This window comes from Microbacterium oryzae (genome assembly GCF_030406385.1).
In the GTDB taxonomy this organism is placed as follows: domain Bacteria; phylum Actinomycetota; class Actinomycetes; order Actinomycetales; family Microbacteriaceae; genus Microbacterium; species Microbacterium oryzae_A.
Map to the genome: position 1 here is coordinate 14,584 of NZ_JAUEPM010000013.1, position 14,860 is coordinate 29,443.

At 67.3% G+C, this 14,860-nt stretch carries 13 protein-coding genes and 1 tRNA gene; 11 read left to right on the forward strand and 3 right to left on the reverse strand.

Features of this window, described 5'->3' with window-relative positions:
- Positions 1–94: 94 nt before the first annotated feature.
- The 8 genes from QWJ90_RS14065 to QWJ90_RS14100 all read left to right on the forward strand — a co-directional run bounded on the left by QWJ90_RS14065 (position 95) and on the right by QWJ90_RS14100 (position 7,747).
- Positions 95–985 carry a ParA family protein gene (locus QWJ90_RS14065; protein WP_290108493.1) on the forward strand — a complete coding sequence of 297 codons (891 nt, stop codon included), beginning with the start codon at positions 95–97 and terminating at the stop codon, positions 983–985.
- Positions 969–1,817: a segregation and condensation protein A gene (locus tag QWJ90_RS14070; RefSeq protein ID WP_436836708.1), complete on the forward strand. Its 849-nt coding sequence runs from the start codon at positions 969–971 to the stop codon at positions 1,815–1,817. The genes QWJ90_RS14065 and QWJ90_RS14070 overlap by 17 nt, the downstream gene beginning before the upstream one ends.
- Positions 1,807–2,376, forward strand: a complete 570-nt coding sequence (gene scpB / locus QWJ90_RS14075; protein WP_290108494.1) for an SMC-Scp complex subunit ScpB — start codon at positions 1,807–1,809, stop codon at positions 2,374–2,376. The genes QWJ90_RS14070 and scpB overlap by 11 nt, the downstream gene beginning before the upstream one ends.
- Before the next feature lie 36 nt (positions 2,377–2,412).
- A complete protein-coding gene (locus QWJ90_RS14080; RefSeq protein WP_290108495.1) occupies positions 2,413–3,213 on the forward strand; it encodes a pseudouridine synthase in 801 nt (266 codons plus the stop codon).
- On the forward strand, positions 3,210–4,346 hold the full coding sequence (locus QWJ90_RS14085) for a prephenate dehydrogenase (protein WP_290108496.1): 1,137 nt from the start codon (positions 3,210–3,212) through the stop codon (positions 4,344–4,346). Before QWJ90_RS14080 ends, QWJ90_RS14085 begins: the two co-directional genes overlap by 4 nt.
- A complete protein-coding gene (gene cmk / locus QWJ90_RS14090) occupies positions 4,339–5,022 on the forward strand; it encodes a (d)CMP kinase (RefSeq protein WP_290108498.1) in 684 nt (227 codons plus the stop codon). The genes QWJ90_RS14085 and cmk overlap by 8 nt, the downstream gene beginning before the upstream one ends.
- Positions 5,012–6,538, forward strand: a complete 1,527-nt coding sequence (gene der, locus QWJ90_RS14095; protein ID WP_290108499.1) for a ribosome biogenesis GTPase Der — start codon at positions 5,012–5,014, stop codon at positions 6,536–6,538. The genes cmk and der overlap by 11 nt, the downstream gene beginning before the upstream one ends.
- 309 nt (positions 6,539–6,847) lie before the next feature.
- Positions 6,848–7,747, forward strand: a complete 900-nt coding sequence (locus QWJ90_RS14100; RefSeq protein ID WP_290108501.1) for an NUDIX hydrolase — start codon at positions 6,848–6,850, stop codon at positions 7,745–7,747.
- Between the two features lie 170 nt (positions 7,748–7,917).
- Here QWJ90_RS14100 and QWJ90_RS14105 read toward each other — a convergent pair whose 3' ends face one another.
- Together QWJ90_RS14105 and QWJ90_RS14110 are read right to left on the reverse strand one after the other, a co-directional pair.
- Positions 7,918–8,286 (reverse strand): RNA-binding S4 domain-containing protein, encoded by a 369-nt coding sequence (locus tag QWJ90_RS14105; RefSeq protein ID WP_290108503.1) that lies wholly within the window; start codon positions 8,284–8,286, stop codon positions 7,918–7,920.
- A gap of 31 nt (positions 8,287–8,317) precedes the next feature.
- Entirely contained in the window at positions 8,318–8,911 is a 594-nt protein-coding gene (locus QWJ90_RS14110; protein ID WP_290108504.1) for a GNAT family N-acetyltransferase, read from the reverse strand.
- A 106-nt stretch (positions 8,912–9,017) separates the two neighbouring features.
- Here QWJ90_RS14110 and QWJ90_RS14115 point away from each other — a divergent pair.
- A tRNA-Pro gene (locus QWJ90_RS14115) sits at positions 9,018–9,094 on the forward strand.
- Position 9,095: 1 nt separating this feature from the next.
- On the opposite strand, the gene QWJ90_RS14120 is transcribed toward QWJ90_RS14115, so the two are convergent.
- Positions 9,096–10,184 (reverse strand): recombinase family protein, encoded by a 1,089-nt coding sequence (locus tag QWJ90_RS14120; RefSeq protein ID WP_354670435.1) that lies wholly within the window; start codon positions 10,182–10,184, stop codon positions 9,096–9,098.
- A gap of 372 nt (positions 10,185–10,556) precedes the next feature.
- Between QWJ90_RS14120 and QWJ90_RS14125 the strand changes: the two genes are divergently transcribed.
- Both QWJ90_RS14125 and QWJ90_RS14130 read left to right on the forward strand, forming a co-directional pair.
- Positions 10,557–13,004, forward strand: a complete 2,448-nt coding sequence (locus QWJ90_RS14125; protein ID WP_290108505.1) for a hypothetical protein — start codon at positions 10,557–10,559, stop codon at positions 13,002–13,004.
- A 303-nt stretch (positions 13,005–13,307) separates the two neighbouring features.
- Positions 13,308–14,792: a DUF5677 domain-containing protein gene (locus QWJ90_RS14130; protein ID WP_290108506.1), complete on the forward strand. Its 1,485-nt coding sequence runs from the start codon at positions 13,308–13,310 to the stop codon at positions 14,790–14,792.
- Positions 14,793–14,860: the final 68 nt, after the last annotated feature.

Here is a 14,860-nt window from a genome sequence, read left to right on the forward strand (position 1 = left end):
CCGGACGGCCGCGGCGGTTCCCGGCACGCGGCGGGTGCTCACCGGCAGCGCAGGGAGGGCGTTTAGACTCGACGTGGTTGCAACAGGACCAACCATGACGGCGGAAGCAGGGGATTCGGTGGCGCGCAAGGCCCAGCAGGACGAGAGACCGATCGGACCGACCGGTCGTCCCTACCAGGGCTTCCCGACCCCGCCGAAGCTCGAGAGCCACGGCCCGGCTCGGATCATCGCGCTGTGCAACCAGAAGGGCGGCGTCGGCAAGACGACGACCACCATCAACCTCGCCGCGTCGCTGGCCGACTACGGGCGCAAGGTGCTCGCGGTCGACTTCGACCCGCAGGGCGCACTGTCGGCCGGGCTCGGCGTGCAGACGCACGACGTCACGACCATCTACGACCTGCTGCTCGAGCCCAAGCGCGACGCGCACGAGGCGATCGTGCACACGGCGGTCGAGAACCTCGACATCATCCCCGCCAACATCGACCTGTCGGCGGCCGAGGTGCACCTCGTCAACGAGGTCGCACGCGAGATGATCCTCGCCCGTGTGCTGCGCGGCATTGCGAACGAGTACGACGTCATCCTCATCGACTGCCAGCCCTCGCTCGGCATCCTCACCGTGAACGCGCTCACCGCCGCGCACGGCGTGCTCATCCCGCTCGAGTGCGAGTTCTTCGCGCTGCGCGGCGTGGCGCTCCTCATCGAGACCATCGACAAGGTGCGCGACCGCCTGAACCCGGCGATCGAGCTCGACGGCCTTCTCGCGACGATGTACGACTCCCGCACGCTGCACTCGCGCGAGGTGCTCGACCGCATCGTCGAGGCGTTCGGCGACCGCGTGCTCGAGACCGTCATCGGACGCACGGTGAAGTTCCCCGACGCGTCGGTGTCGGGCGTGCCGATCACCGAGTTCGCTCCCGAGCACCCGGCTGCGCAGGCCTATCTGAGGCTGGCGCGGGAGCTGGTGGCCCGTGGCGCCGTCGCCTGACGCGGCGCACGACATCGCTCCGCTCGCCCCGCGCGCGGAGACAGATGGCGAGACCGGCTTCCGGGTCTCGCTGTCGAACTTCGACGGCCCCTTCGATCTGCTGCTGACCCTCATCTCGCAACGCGAGCTCGACATCACGGAGATCGCGCTCAGCAAGGTCACCGACGAGTTCATCGGATACCTGCGCGAGCTGGGCCCCGACGAGGACCTCGATCAGGCCAGCGAGTTCCTCGTGGTGGCCGCGACGCTGCTGGACATGAAGGTCGCCGGTCTCCTGCCTCAGGGCGAGCTCGTCGACGCCGAGTCCGTGGCCCTGCTCGAGGCGCGCGACCTGCTCTTCGCGCGCCTGCTGCAGTATCGCGCGTTCAAGGAGGCGGCGGAGTGGTTCCGCGCCCGCCTCACTGCGGAGGACACGCGGCACGCCCGCGCGGTGCCGCTCGAGGAGAAGCATCGGGTCAAGACGCCCGAGCTCGTCTGGAAGCTGTCGAAGGACGAGTTCGCAGCCCTCGCCATGGCGGCCTTCGCCCCGAAGACCCTGCCCCGCGTGGGCCTCGACCATCTGCACGCGCCCGCGGTGTCCATTCGCGGGCAGGCGGCGATCGTCGTGGGCAGGCTGCGCTCCCGCGCGACGATGACCTTCGGCGAGCTCGTCGCCGACGTCGACCAGGTGGGCGTCGTCGTCGCGCGGTTCCTCGCCATCCTCGAGCTGTACCGCCACGCCGCGGTCGCGTTCGACCAGCCGGAGCCGCTCGGCGAGCTCACCCTCCGCTGGACGGCCGAGCAGTGGTCCGACGACATGCTCGCGACGCTGGGGGCCGACTATGACCGATGAAGACGCGAGCTCCATCGCTCAGCGGCTCGAGGCCATCCTCGTCGTCGCCGATCAGCCGCTCGGCGTCGTGAGCCTCGCTGCGGCCGTCGGCGCGCCGGCCGCCGAGGTGCGCGCCGCGCTCGCCGAGCTCGTCGCCGACTACGACGGCGAGGGCGACGGCCCGCGGCGCGGCTTCGAGCTGCGCGAGGTGGGCGGCGGATGGCGGATGTACGTTCGCGCGGAGTTCGACGATCTCGTCGCCGACTTCGTCGGCGGGCAGGTTCCCGTTCGCCTCTCCCAGGCGGCGCTCGAGACGCTCGCCGTCATCGCCTACAAGCAGCCGGTGACGCGCTCGCAGGTGGCTGCCATCCGCGCGGTCAACGTCGACTCCGTGGTGCGCACGCTGCTCACGCGAGGCCTCATCAGCGAGATGTACGCCGACCCCGAGACCGGGGCGACGACCTACGGCACGACCGATCTGCTCCTCCAGAAGCTCGGCATCACCTCCCTCGAGGAGCTGCCGCCGATCTCGCCGCTCCTCGACGACGGGGCGGACGGCTTCGAGGAGCTGCTGGCGTGAGCCGCCCACACGACATGGACGAGAGAACGAGGACACATGGCTGAGACGAACGAGGGCATCCGCCTGCAGAAGGTGCTCGCGAACGCCGGCGTCGCATCCCGACGGGTGTCGGAGCAGCTGATCGTCGAGGGGCGCGTGCGGGTGAACGGCTCCGTCGTCACCGAGCTCGGCTCGCGGGTCGACCCCGAGAACGACCTCGTCGACGTCGACGGCATCGCGGTGCAGCTCGACACGACCAAGCGCTACGTCATGCTCAACAAGCCCACCGGCGTCGTCAGCACGATGAAGGACGACCGCGGGCGCGATGACCTGCGGCGCTTCACGAAGGACTGGGAGGAGCGGCTGTACAACGTCGGCCGTCTCGACGCCGACACCAGCGGCCTGCTCGTCCTCACCAACGACGGGGAGCTCGCGCACGTGCTCGCGCACCCCAGCTTCGGCGTGACGAAGGTGTACATCGCCAAGGTCGAAGGGCGGGTCTCCGCGCAGACCGTGGCGACGCTCGCGCGCGGCATCGAGCTCGAAGACGGCCCGATCGCGGCCGACAAGGCGCGCATCCTCGACTCGTCGGGCGACTCCAGCCTCGTCGAGCTGACCCTGCACTCGGGGCGCAACCGCATCGTCCGCCGCATGATGGCGGCCGTGGGCCATCCGGTCGTGGAGCTCGTGCGCCGCCAGTTCGGGCCGCTGCACCTGGGAACCCTCCCAGTGGGTCGCACGCGAGAACTGACTAAGGTGGAGCGTGGCGCGCTGCTGACTCTGTCGCGCCAGGAGACGGATGCTCCGCCCGCCGATGGCGTCGAGACTCCGGCATCGGAGGAGCAGGAGACCTCGTGACCGACAGCGCTACGCCGAGCGCCGCTGCGCCGACCGTGCCCGGTCGCGCAGCCCGGGTGCACGGCACCGTGCGCATCGTCGGGTCGGGACTGCTGGGTGCGAGCATCGGCCACGCCCTCACACAGCACGGCGTCGACGTCGCGCTCGCCGACACCTCGCCCGCGCAGCTGCGCCTCGCGGTGGACTACGGCGCCGGCCGCGCCGCGTCGGATTCCGACCACCCCGCGATCGTCGTCGTGTGCGTGCCGCCGGATGTCGTCGCCGACGTCGTCGAGGCCGAGCTCGCGGCGTTCCCGAATGCCGTCGTCACCGACGTAGCGTCGGTGAAGCTCGAGCCCCTGCGTGCGCTGCGCGAGCGCGGCGTCGATCTCACGCACTACATCGGCTCGCATCCCATGGCCGGTCGCGAGCGCGGGGGCGCGATCTCCGCCCGCGCCGACATCTTCGCGGGGCGCCCGTGGGTCATCTGCCGCGACGGCGAGACGCCCGTGGCCGACCTCGCCCTCATCGAGGCGCTCGCGCTCGACCTCGGTGCCGTGCCCATCGAGATGACGCCCGAGGAGCACGACCGCTCGGTCGCGCTCGTCTCGCACGTGCCGCAGGTCGTCGCGTCGCTGCTCGCAGCGCGCTTCGCCGATGCGCCCGACCTCTCGCTCGGGCTCGCCGGGCAGGGCGTCCGCGACACCACGCGCATCGCCCGCTCCGCCCCCGAGCTGTGGGTGCAGATCCTCGGCGCGAACGCGACGCCGGTCGTCGAGGTGCTCGACGCGCTGGCGGCGGATCTCACGAGCGCGGCAGATGCGCTGCGTCACCCGGATGCGCCCGGTGCACGGCGGACCCTCGCCGAGACCATCCGCCGCGGCAATGTGGGCGTGGAGCGGCTGCCTGGCAAACACGGACAGCGGCACCGCTCCGAGTCGCTCGTCGTCATGGTCGACGACGTCGCCGGCCAGCTCGGCCGGCTCTTCGGCGATCTCGGCGAGCTGAGCGTGAACGTGGAGGACTTCCGGCTCGAGCACTCCCCGGGTGCCCAGCTGGGCCTCGCGGAGATCGCCGTCGACCCGGCCATCCTGAGCGCCGCCGTGGCGGGCCTCGAGTCCCGCGGGTGGCGGATTGCGAGCACCAGTGACTGAACCCTTCTTCATCGGCATCGACGGCCCCGCGGGCGCCGGCAAGTCGAGCGTCTCCAAGGAGAGCGCGCGTCGGCTCGGCTTCGGCTACCTCGACACCGGCTCCGTGTACCGAGCGCTCGCCTGGCACGTGCAGTCCGGCGGGGCGTCGACCGACGACGCCGACGCGGTCCTCGCGGCCTTCGGCACCTTCGCGCCGACGATCTCCCTCGACCCCGACGTGCGCACCGTCCGGGTGGGCGACGTCGACGTGACCGAGGCCATCCGCACCCCGGAGACCTCGGCGGCCGTCAGCGGAGTCGCCCGGGTGCTGCCGGTGCGGGAGAAGATCAACGCGCTGTTCCGCGCGCTCGTCGCGCAGTCCGGGCTGCCGGGCGTCGTCGTCGAAGGCCGCGACATCACCACCGTCGTGGCGCCGGACGCCCCCGTGCGGATCCTCCTCACCGCGCACCCCGACGTGCGCGCCGCGCGCCGGTCGGCCGAGCTCGGCGACTCCGACACCGCCGCGGTCGCCGCGGCCATGCGCCGCCGCGACGCATCAGACAGCAAGGTCGTCGACTTCCTGCACGCCGCCCCGGGCGTGGACGTCGTCGACACGACAGACTTGAGTTTCGACCAGAGCGTCGCCGCCGTGCTCACGGTGATCGACGAGAAGACGGGAGGCCGGGATGGCCGCTGAGAACGAGTACGAGGGCGAGCCGGACCGGCTCGCCGAGAAGCTCGCAGAACTCGACGAGGAGCTCATCGAGCGCCGCGCGGAGTCGCTGCGCGCGAGCCTCGAGGACTACGAGCTCGACGAGGAGGATGCCGCCCTCCTCGCGGGTCTGCAGGACGCCGGCGACGGCATCGAGTACCTGCCCGCGCTGCCGGTGATCGCGATCGTGGGGCGTCCGAACGTGGGCAAGTCCGCGCTCGTCAACCGCATCCTCGGGCGCCGCGAGGCCGTCGTGGAGGACACCCCCGGCGTCACCCGCGACCGCGTGACGTACAAGGCCGAGTGGCTGGGACGGCGGTTCTCCGTCGTCGACACCGGCGGCTGGGAGCCCGACGCGAAGGGCATCGACCGCTCGGTGGCGATGCAGTCGGAGGTGGCCATCGAGCTCGCCGACGTCATCCTCTTCGTCGTCGACGCGACGGTCGGTGCCACGTCGACCGACGAGCACGTGGTGCGCATGCTGCGCAAGACGTCGAAGCCCGTCTTCCTCGTCGCGAACAAGGTCGACGACGCCCGGCACGAGCCGGAGGCCGCCGCCCTCTGGAACCTCGGCCTCGGCGAACCTCACCCGGTCTCGGCCATCCACGGCCGCGGCGTGGCCGATCTGCTCGACGCCGTCCTCGAGAAGACGCCCGACGTCTCCGCCGTCGCCAAGCACGAGATCGGCGGACCGCGCCGCGTGGCCATCCTCGGTCGACCCAACGTGGGCAAGTCATCGCTGCTGAACAAGGCCGCGGGGGAGGAGCGCGTGGTCGTCAACGACCTCGCCGGCACCACCCGCGACCCCGTGGACGAGATCGTCGAGCTCGGCGGCAAGCTGTGGCGCTTCGTCGACACCGCCGGGATCCGCCGCCGCGTGCACATGGCGCAGGGTGCCGACTTCTACGCGTCGCTGCGCACATCGGCCGCGCTGGAGAAGGCCGAGGTCGCCGTGGTCGTCCTCGACGTCACGCAGCCCATCAGCGAGCAGGACGTGCGCATCATCGACCTCGTGCTCGAGTCGGGTCGCGCCCTCGTCCTCGCGTTCAACAAGTGGGACATGCTCGACACCCCCGAGATGGAGAACCAGGATCGGCGCCGCTACCTCGAGCGCGAGATCGAGCAGGATCTCGCGCACGTGGCGTGGGCCCCGCGCGTGAACATCTCGGCCAAGACCGGCCGTCGCCTGGACAAGCTCGTGCCCGCGCTCGAGCAGGCGCTGGACTCGTGGGATCAGCGCATCCCGACGGGCAAGTTCAATGCGTTCGTCACCGAGCTCGTCGCCGAGCACCCGCACCCGCTGCGCGGCGGCAAGCAGCCGCGCATCCTGTTCGGCACGCAGGCGGGCACGCGTCCGCCGACCTTCGTGCTGTTCACGACCGGCTTCCTCGACCCCGGCTATCGCCGGTTCGTGCAGCGTCGCCTTCGCGAGCTGTACGGGTTCGAGGGAACCCCGATCGTGATCAACATGCGCGTGCGCGAACGCCGCCAGCGCAAGTAGGCGCCGGCTCTCCGCCCGCTCCGCCGTCGGCCCCGCCGTTCCGGATTTCGGATCGGCGGGGCCGCTGTGCGCGTGTCGTGCTCACGGGCCTGCACCTGCCCCAGCCATCCGCAATCCGAGACGGGTGGCGGGATGGCCGTGGCCGCGCCCCGTCTCCGATTTCGGATCGGCGGGGCGGCTGTGCGCGTGTCGTGCTCATGCGCCTTCAGCTGCCCCAGCCATCCGAAATCCGACACCGGTCAGCTCGCTGACGCGAGCGGATGGCCGTGGCCGTGCCCTCGGATCACGCGCATGTGCGAGGGTGGAACGGTGACGATCGAACCTCCCGCGCCCGGCGAACCCCGACGGCCTCAGGGTCCGCGCGATCCCGGAGACGCCTGGGTGGTCACGCCCGACGGGCAGCGATACTGGGGACGGTTCGGCGCCGCGGGCCTCCTCGCGGTCGACCCTGCGCGTGGCGTGCTCCTGCAGCACCGCGTCGGCTGGAGCCACTTCGGCGGCACCTGGGCGCTGCCCGGCGGCGCGCTCCACGAGGGCGAGGCGCCTCTCGTCGGCGCCATCCGGGAGTCGCAGGAGGAGGCCGGCGTTCCCGACGGCGCGGTCGTTCCGCGCTTCACGCACGTGTACGACGCCGGCGTCTGGCAGTACACGACCGTGGTCGCCGACGTCGCCGACCCGTTCGAGCCGGTCATCAGCGACCCCGAGAGCCTCGAGCTCGCATGGGTTCCCGTCGCGGAAGTAGACGCGCTGCCCCTTCATCCCGGATTCGCCGCCGCGTGGCCATCCCTTCGCGCGCTGCTGGATGTCCGTCCCATCGTGCTCGTGGACGCCGCGAACGTCGTCGGCTCCGTGCCGGACGGCTGGTGGCGCGATCGAGAGGGAGCCGCGGTCCGACTCCGCGACCGCATCGCCGCGCTCGCAATCGAGGGCGTCGCGGCAGAGGTGCTCAAGCTTCCCGAGGTGCGCTGGTTCCCGAGCTTCGCGATGGTGGTCGAGGGGCAGGCGCGCGGCGTCGCCGATGCGGATGGCGTGCGCGTGTTCTCCGCGGATGGCTCGGGTGACGACGAGATCGTCCGCCGCGCTCGGGCGATGGTCGCGTCGGGACTCCTCACCACCGTCGTGACCAGCGACCGCGAGCTGCGCGGGCGTCTCGAGGAGGTCGACGCGTCGGTCGTCGGCACCCGCTGGCTGCTGGATCAGCTCGCCTAGCCCGGCGTCACGCACCTACCGTACGTTGAGCGAGCGAAGCGAGACGAAACGTCGTCCGCGTCACGCACCTACCGGACGTTGAGCGAGCGAAGCGAGACGAAACGTCGTCCGTGACTCCGCCCTCCCTGGACGTTGAGCGAGCGAAGCGAGACGAAACGTCGTCCGCCGAGTCACTCCCGGCCGATGAGCTTGTCGATCTCGCGGCGTTCGCGCTTCGTCGGCCGACCGCTCCCGCGGTCGCGCGTGACGATCGGCGCGACGAACTCGCGAGGCGGCGGCGGGGGAGTGCGATCCTCGTACGCCAGGGCCGCGATCGGCGCGCCCACGCGCTTCTGCAGCAGCTGCTTCACCCCAAGAATGCGGTCGAAGCCGCTGATGCGCACACGCACCTCGTCGCCGACCTTCACCGCGTACGCGGCCTTCACGTGATCGCCGTTGACGCGCACGTGGCCGCCGCGGATGGCCGTGGTCGCGGCGGACCGGGTCTTGTAGACGCGCACCGCCCACAGCCAGACATCGACTCGGACGGACTCGCTCATGATCCGTCCATCGTACGGCGGTCCTCGTGGTTCAGGCCGCCGGGCCGAAGGCGAGAGCGACGACGGCCCGAGTCGGCGTGGGACGCGCGACGACCTCGAAGCCCGCGGATGTGAAAGTGGAGAGCTTTCCGACGTAGAGGTCGTTCGACCGCGTCTGCTCCTGCGCGTCCGTGTCGATCGGGTAGGCCTCGAGCACACGCGCTCCGCTGTCCCGGGCGAATTCGACGGCGGCGTCGAGCAGCGCCCGCATGACGCCCTTGCCGCGGTGCTCGCCGCGAATGGAGAAGCAGGTGATGGCCCACACGCTCACGTCGTCGAGCGGCTCCTCGGAGCCTGTCTTCACGATGCGCGAGTGCGCCAGCCGTCGCTGCGGCGGGCGGGGTCCGACCCGCACCCACCCGGCGGCCTCGCCATCGAGGTACGCAACGAGCCCGGGCGCGGGGCCGGCATCGATCTCGTCGTGCAGCATGCGCTCCCGCTCGGGCGTGCTCGTGGCCTCCCACTGTGCGTTGGTGAGAAGCGGCCAGGCGCACTGACACGACCGGCCGTCGCCGCCGCCGGTCAGGGCGCTCTGCACGTCGTCCCACTGCGCGCCGGTCGCTGGTGTCGTCGTGATCTCTGCCATGGTCAGACGCTACTCCTGCCCGCCGACACACGCGGCGGTCATCGTGGTTCGCGGCACCCTCCCTGACCCGGTAGACTGTTCGAGTTGTCCGCGTTCGCGCGGGCGGCGGGATGTGGCGCAGCTTGGTAGCGCACCTGACTGGGGGTCAGGGGGTCGCAGGTTCAAATCCTGTCATCCCGACCAGTTAAGAGTTACTCAAACCAATGGACAAGTTGTCCCTCTTGGTGGTCGACAACGGAGAGCCTTCCGCGGGAACGTGGGAGGCTCTTTCGTTTGTAGCTTCTGCGGCGCTGCTCCATGCATGAATCGCGTCGTTCACCTCAGTGCTGATGGGCTGCAAGCGGATCGCGTCGTCTTCCACGTGTACGACGAGTCGCTCGTAGAACGCGGAGAGCACGTCCCGGCGGATGTTGGGGGAGATGCTTGCGTACAGGTCTCCGGGGCTTTCGAGCAGATCGATGTAGGCCAGGACCTTCTCTGCGCCTGATCCCAGGTGGGTCTCGGTGCGCGCAAGACGCTCCTTAATTGCGCCTTTTTGTAGCCTGATGTCGTTCAGCCGCTCGCGAAGCTTGTCGCTGGGCATCGTGCCGTCCGCAGCCAGGTCAATGAGTCGTTCTTCCTGCGCCTCGAGCTTGATGAGGTGCTGTCGCAGGTTCTCCTTCAGCTCTCGGTGTGCGGCTTGGAGCGATGCCATCGGAGTAGACAGCTCTTGGCGTACCGTCTCGGCGGCAGCGGAATGAAGCCCTTCCAGACGGACCGTTTGAGCAACGGCCGCCTCAATGTCGTCCATGCGAATCGCGCCCAAGGAGCACTTGCCGCGCTGTTTCACCGCGCAGAGGTAGTACTCGTAAGTGCCGCCATTTCCAACGTTCTGGCTGTAGATCAGCCTGCTCGCGCGTACTTCGGCGCTACACGCGCCGCAAGCGAGCATCCCCTTCAGGTAGTGAAAGTGAGCGATGTCGCGGTCACCTTTCCGGTTTCGGCGGTCCAGTATGCGCTGCACCGTCAGGAAGGTTGTCTTCTCCACGATGGCTTGGTGGCGGCCGACGTAGAGGGCATCCTTGTAGCGAATCGCGCCCGTGTAGTACGGGTCGCGCAGGATCTTGGCAAGCGCGCTTGGTGAGAGCGGGCGGGCGGGGCGCTTCGCGGACGGGCGAGTGGTGAGTCCTTGCTCCTCGAGCAGCCCGCACAGTTGCCAGATCGAGAACTGGTCAGTCGTGTACTGCTCGAGCGCCCACTGAATTTGTGGATAGCGCGCGTGATCGAGGTCGATCGCTGGACCTTGCGTGCCATCTTGATCTTGATGTCCTCGCCGCTCTGGCGGACTTGGACCTCGTTCATGATGTCCCTGATCGCCTCCATGGCGCCGCCCATGTAGCCATCTCCGAACTTCTCTTTAGCGGAGACGAGTGTCACGCCTCGCTCTCGGAGCCGGATCTTGGTGCGGGGCCGCGGCGAAGGATCGATCACGACCTCTGCCCAGCAGATCCACGCGTACATCGTCGCGGGGAAGCGGTACCTCCGTGGGAACGACTAAACGGCGCGTCGTCCGATGAACTCGGGAGCCGCCGTCGCGTGCCCAAACACCCGAGCAACGATGTCTGACCGGTGCTCTACCGTCTACAACTGAGAGAGTGGAGCGTCAGTGGCAAGCAAGGGCATTCCGTCGGCACGGGTGATATCGGCGGACGACGAGGGTATTGAGGCAGCCTTCAGGAGCATGGCGTCGGCCATAGCTGGTCTGCGCCAGGGGGAGACGTTGCTCGAGTTTGCGGCGCGGGGGCCGCAGGTCATTCAAGAGAACGTTGCCGCGATAAGTGAGGCACTGGAACAGGCCGATGCCTTCGATGTCATCGAGCTAATGCGTCTCCGAGAGACTCCGCTTGTGCTCGACGGGTATCGCGAGAGCCTCGCGGACCAACGACCTGCGGCGGTTGAGTTAGTCGCACTCATCCTTCTTGCCCGGGGTGAACGTACTCCTGAGGGTGCTGACACGAGGAAGGGGAATCCGGCAGCTGAGATCCCCGACCTTCACGATCGCTGCGGCGCGATGCTGAGCATGGGCCAGTTCATGTTGCTCTCGGATGGGCGGGATGACAAATACGGTCCCCTAACAACTCTCGCGGCCACCTACGTCGGGCATGACGTCAACGTGAAGTTCAAGCAGTACGCGCACGTGCACGACGGGATGAACGAAGCGCTGTTTGGAACCGAGCACATCGGTGACTTGCTGCTCGGCTCGCTTGGCTTCAGCTATGAGGACTTCGTCGCTGTGCGCACTGCGATTCGAGAGGTGTACCTCGACCGTTTCTTCGCTGCACGAGACACTCTCGGCGAGATCGCACAAGAGTGGTCGGACAGTGGACGGGCAGAGCAGCCGGAAGATCGCATCGAGCAGGGCCGCGCTGCGGTGCACGATCTCATGTTTTTCCCCGGAAAGCGCGCCTCGTTCACTGCTTCCGACATCGCAGCTGCCTGCAACTTGGGGCTGGCGCATGTGGAGCAGGTGCTTCAACGATTCAGCGTTCCGTTCGGAGCGCCATCGGATCCGGTTGCAATAGTTGAGTCCTACCTCGCAGGCAACAGCCCCTTCCGTAACGCGGCCCTCGTTGTTGACGGCGAGGGCAATTACATCTCATTGAACGTTCCGATCGGGACGGACTGCTTTCGTCAGGTCGTCGAGGCGACCGTCAAAGCCGACGCGGCGAAATGGAAGCGCTACGAGAAGCGCCGTGTTGCGGTCAGCGAGCAGCTCGCAGTCGAGCACCTAGAGACACTGCTCGGCACGAGCGCTACGTACGTGAACTTGAAGTACTTTCGTCCCAATCCAGGTATCGATGTCACGCAGCTGGGTGCCGACGCCGTCAAGATCACGTCGATTGCAGAGCAGACGGAGGCAGATGCACTGTTCCTCGTGGAAGACGTTGCCGTCTGCGTCGAAGTAAAGGGAAGGAGTGTCTCTCATCGGGCCCGCGGGGGCCACGTGCAGCGTCTCGCGGGTGATCTGCGTGCGACAGTCGGGGAGGCGACTGAACAGGCGCTTCGGCTCGAGCGCCTCATACGGACCAACGGAGGCTTGTGGGACGAGAACCAACAGTGGCTTGATCTCACCTCGATCCGGGAACTACGGTCAGTGGCTGTCTGCCTCGATGACATGGGCCCGCTCGCGACGGCCCTGGACGAGCTCGTGCGAGCGGGCGTCGTCAAGAGCGACCGCTTTCCCTGGATCGTCTCGCTGCACGACCTCGCGATCGTCGCTGAGGTCGTTGATCGTCCGGCAGAGTTCCTGCTCTACCTTCGACGACGCACGGAATCGGAAGTCTCGCTCAACTTTGCAGCCATAGACGAGCTCGACCTCTTCATGCTCTTCCTCTCGGGGCAGCTCTATGTCGAGCCTGACCCGGACCGCGTGAGTGAGGAATTCCTTGGAGTGCGCCGTCCAACTGCGAAAGACCGTCGTCGGTACCGCGGCCAGTCCGTCCCGACACGAGTCATGACTCATACCGATCCACTCGACGCGTGGGTCTACTTCCGAGAGGGATCCAGCCAGGAGGAAGCGCCTAAGCCGGAGTTCAGTTCTCATCCCGCACTGCTTGGGCTGGTGGACTTCCTACAGGATGGCCGCAAGCCGGGATGGTTTCGCTTTTCGTCCGACCTTCTGAATCTCGCGGACGAAGCACAAGAAGACGTCGTGCGAGGTATCGACAACGTCATCGAGGCAACTAAGAAGGACGGGCAACCGCACACGTCGTTCGTGGCGTTCGCTGGAGCTTGGGGCTACCCCACGCTCTTCGTCGGATCGCAACCAGCCAAGATGCCGCGCGCGCTCGCGAGCCACCAGCTCGCGACGTACGGCATCACCAAGAAGCACCAAATTCAATCCGACCGCGCGCTCATGGTGTTGGTCGACGAGCGAGGAGCGATACGTTCCGTGCGATACGACAACCGGCGTCCCGCTGTCGACGCAGAGCTCGATCAACTGGCGACTGAGATGGGACTCATCCCCGTCGAGGTCATGGGGCGTCCAGTCCCGCCTTCGGCGCGACGAGCGACGAAGCGACTCAACCCCGGCAAGAAGAAGCGGAAGCGATGACGTACTCAGATATCGTTCCAGCGGTGAGGTGCGAACACGCTCCGATTTCAGTCGCCCAAGTACTAGCCGATCGGGATCTCCGACCCTGGTGTTGCGTCGCGGCGGGCGCGGCGTACCCGCCCTCACGGCACACATTGCCTGATCGCCAGGACGAGTCAGCGCAGCAAGCGGAATGGACTGGGTCAAGTGTCGAAGGGTAAGCGGAACAGGACCACGAGACAGCGTGCGCGCCAAACATCGTCACTGACTGATCACCAACGCAGGGGCAAGGTACTTACCCCGCCGATGATGACGATCCCAAACATGACCCTCGCGCCCTGGTCCAAAGATTCGCTCCCCAATTACCTGTGGCTCTGCTGGCAGGTCAGCTCTGAGGAGTACTTCGATGTTTTCGCCACCTCGAAGTACCTGGACGAGATCGAAACAGGGCTTGGGGACGACAGGACGGACTTTCCTGACGACTGGCTTCTCACCGGCAAGCTCTCCGACTTCGAAGCAATTCCGGAGGGCGCACGGTCGAGCCTGCTTGAACACCTGGTCACGGTGGGCGCCTACGACAGCATCTTCCCCGAAGAGTTCGCGATCGCCCTCGCGATGTACCCGGAGGCACCGGGGCGCTGGCTAGTTCAACCATGGTTGGACACCGGATTGGTCATAGACCCCGCCACCGCAGAGCGAGGGCTTCGCGATGTCGTCGGTAAGGCTTTGGACGGTCGAGGCAACGTCGCGACTCGAGCTAAAGCACTTCTGTTCCGTCAGATGGTGAAAGCCGGTCGAGTGTCCTTCTCGGACAAGGTCATGACGGATGAGCTCATGGAGGCTTTCCGCAAGTATCCGAGAGACGCCAACGATGAGCAGAAGGCCCGCGTGGAATCCCATGTGCGGGCGGCATTTCTCGCGATGGAGTCAATGTCAGACGGGGAGTTGAAATGGCCGACGAAGTTCTGGCGCGCCAACTGGAATCTCTACGCTTGCCAACTATCGAACACCGAGCCAGGCCCTGAGGTCCTCGACGGCCGGTCGGATGAGGTGCGTGACTCGCTTCGAGAGCTTCGCGAGAAGGTGGAGGCGCTCTGGACGGGCTTTGCCGAGGTTGCGAAGACGACCGACCCCGACCTCTATTCCCCTCATCGCTTTGAGGTCCTCACAGGTCTCGTTGGACGCGCGCTCCGGCTAGTCCGAACGATTGCGGGGTACCCGCTCATGTGGACCATGGAGCACGGCGCACCGGTTCTGCGAGCGCTCGTCGAGTCTCGAGTCATCATCCGCTACCTCGTTGCCCACGACGATCCCGAACTGTACGAGAAGTTCCGGGCCTACGGAGTGGGACACCTCAAGCTCCTCAAGCTCCACATGGAGGATTTCATCGACGCCGCGGGAGAGGCCGGCGATGGCATGAAGAACTATCTCAAGCTGATCTCGGCCTACGTGAACCGCGACCAGTACGAGGAGTTCGTCAGCATCGATCTCGGCGGCAACTTCGCCGGTATCGACATGCGGAGGATGGCTGACGAGACTGACCTCGGTGACGACTACCGATTGCTGTTCCAACCTGCGAGCAGCAACGTCCATGGAGAGTGGGGCGCGATCGACATGAACGTGTTCGAAACCTGCCTCAACCCGCTACACCGTGATCATCGAGTCCTTGCGGACACCGATCGCACAATCGTCGGACCGATTTTTCTGTATGACCTGGTGGACTACGCCAGGACGCTCACCGAGGAGTATTCCACGGCGGTCGGCGCGAACCATCCGGCCGGAGGAAGCCACGGGGCTAAGGAGGCGTGAGTTAGCGCCTTCGGCAGGCAAGCGTCTGTCGCCAGTCGAACCGTCAAAGTGGGCCTCGCGATCCTGTG

Excerpts from the sequence above, each read along its gene's own strand:
- QWJ90_RS14130 (WP_290108506.1), top strand. The coding sequence starts at position 13,308 with ATGACCCTCGCGCCCTGGTCCAAAGATTCGCTCCCCAATTACCTGTGG.
- scpB (WP_290108494.1), top strand. The coding sequence starts at position 1,807 with ATGACCGATGAAGACGCGAGCTCCATCGCTCAGCGGCTCGAGGCCATC.
- QWJ90_RS14110 (WP_290108504.1), bottom strand. The coding sequence starts at position 8,911 with ATGGCAGAGATCACGACGACACCAGCGACCGGCGCGCAGTGGGACGAC.
- der (WP_290108499.1), top strand. The coding sequence starts at position 5,012 with ATGGCCGCTGAGAACGAGTACGAGGGCGAGCCGGACCGGCTCGCCGAG.
- QWJ90_RS14080 (WP_290108495.1), top strand. The coding sequence starts at position 2,413 with ATGGCTGAGACGAACGAGGGCATCCGCCTGCAGAAGGTGCTCGCGAAC.
- QWJ90_RS14105 (WP_290108503.1), bottom strand. The coding sequence starts at position 8,286 with ATGAGCGAGTCCGTCCGAGTCGATGTCTGGCTGTGGGCGGTGCGCGTC.
- QWJ90_RS14065 (WP_290108493.1), top strand. The coding sequence starts at position 95 with ATGACGGCGGAAGCAGGGGATTCGGTGGCGCGCAAGGCCCAGCAGGAC.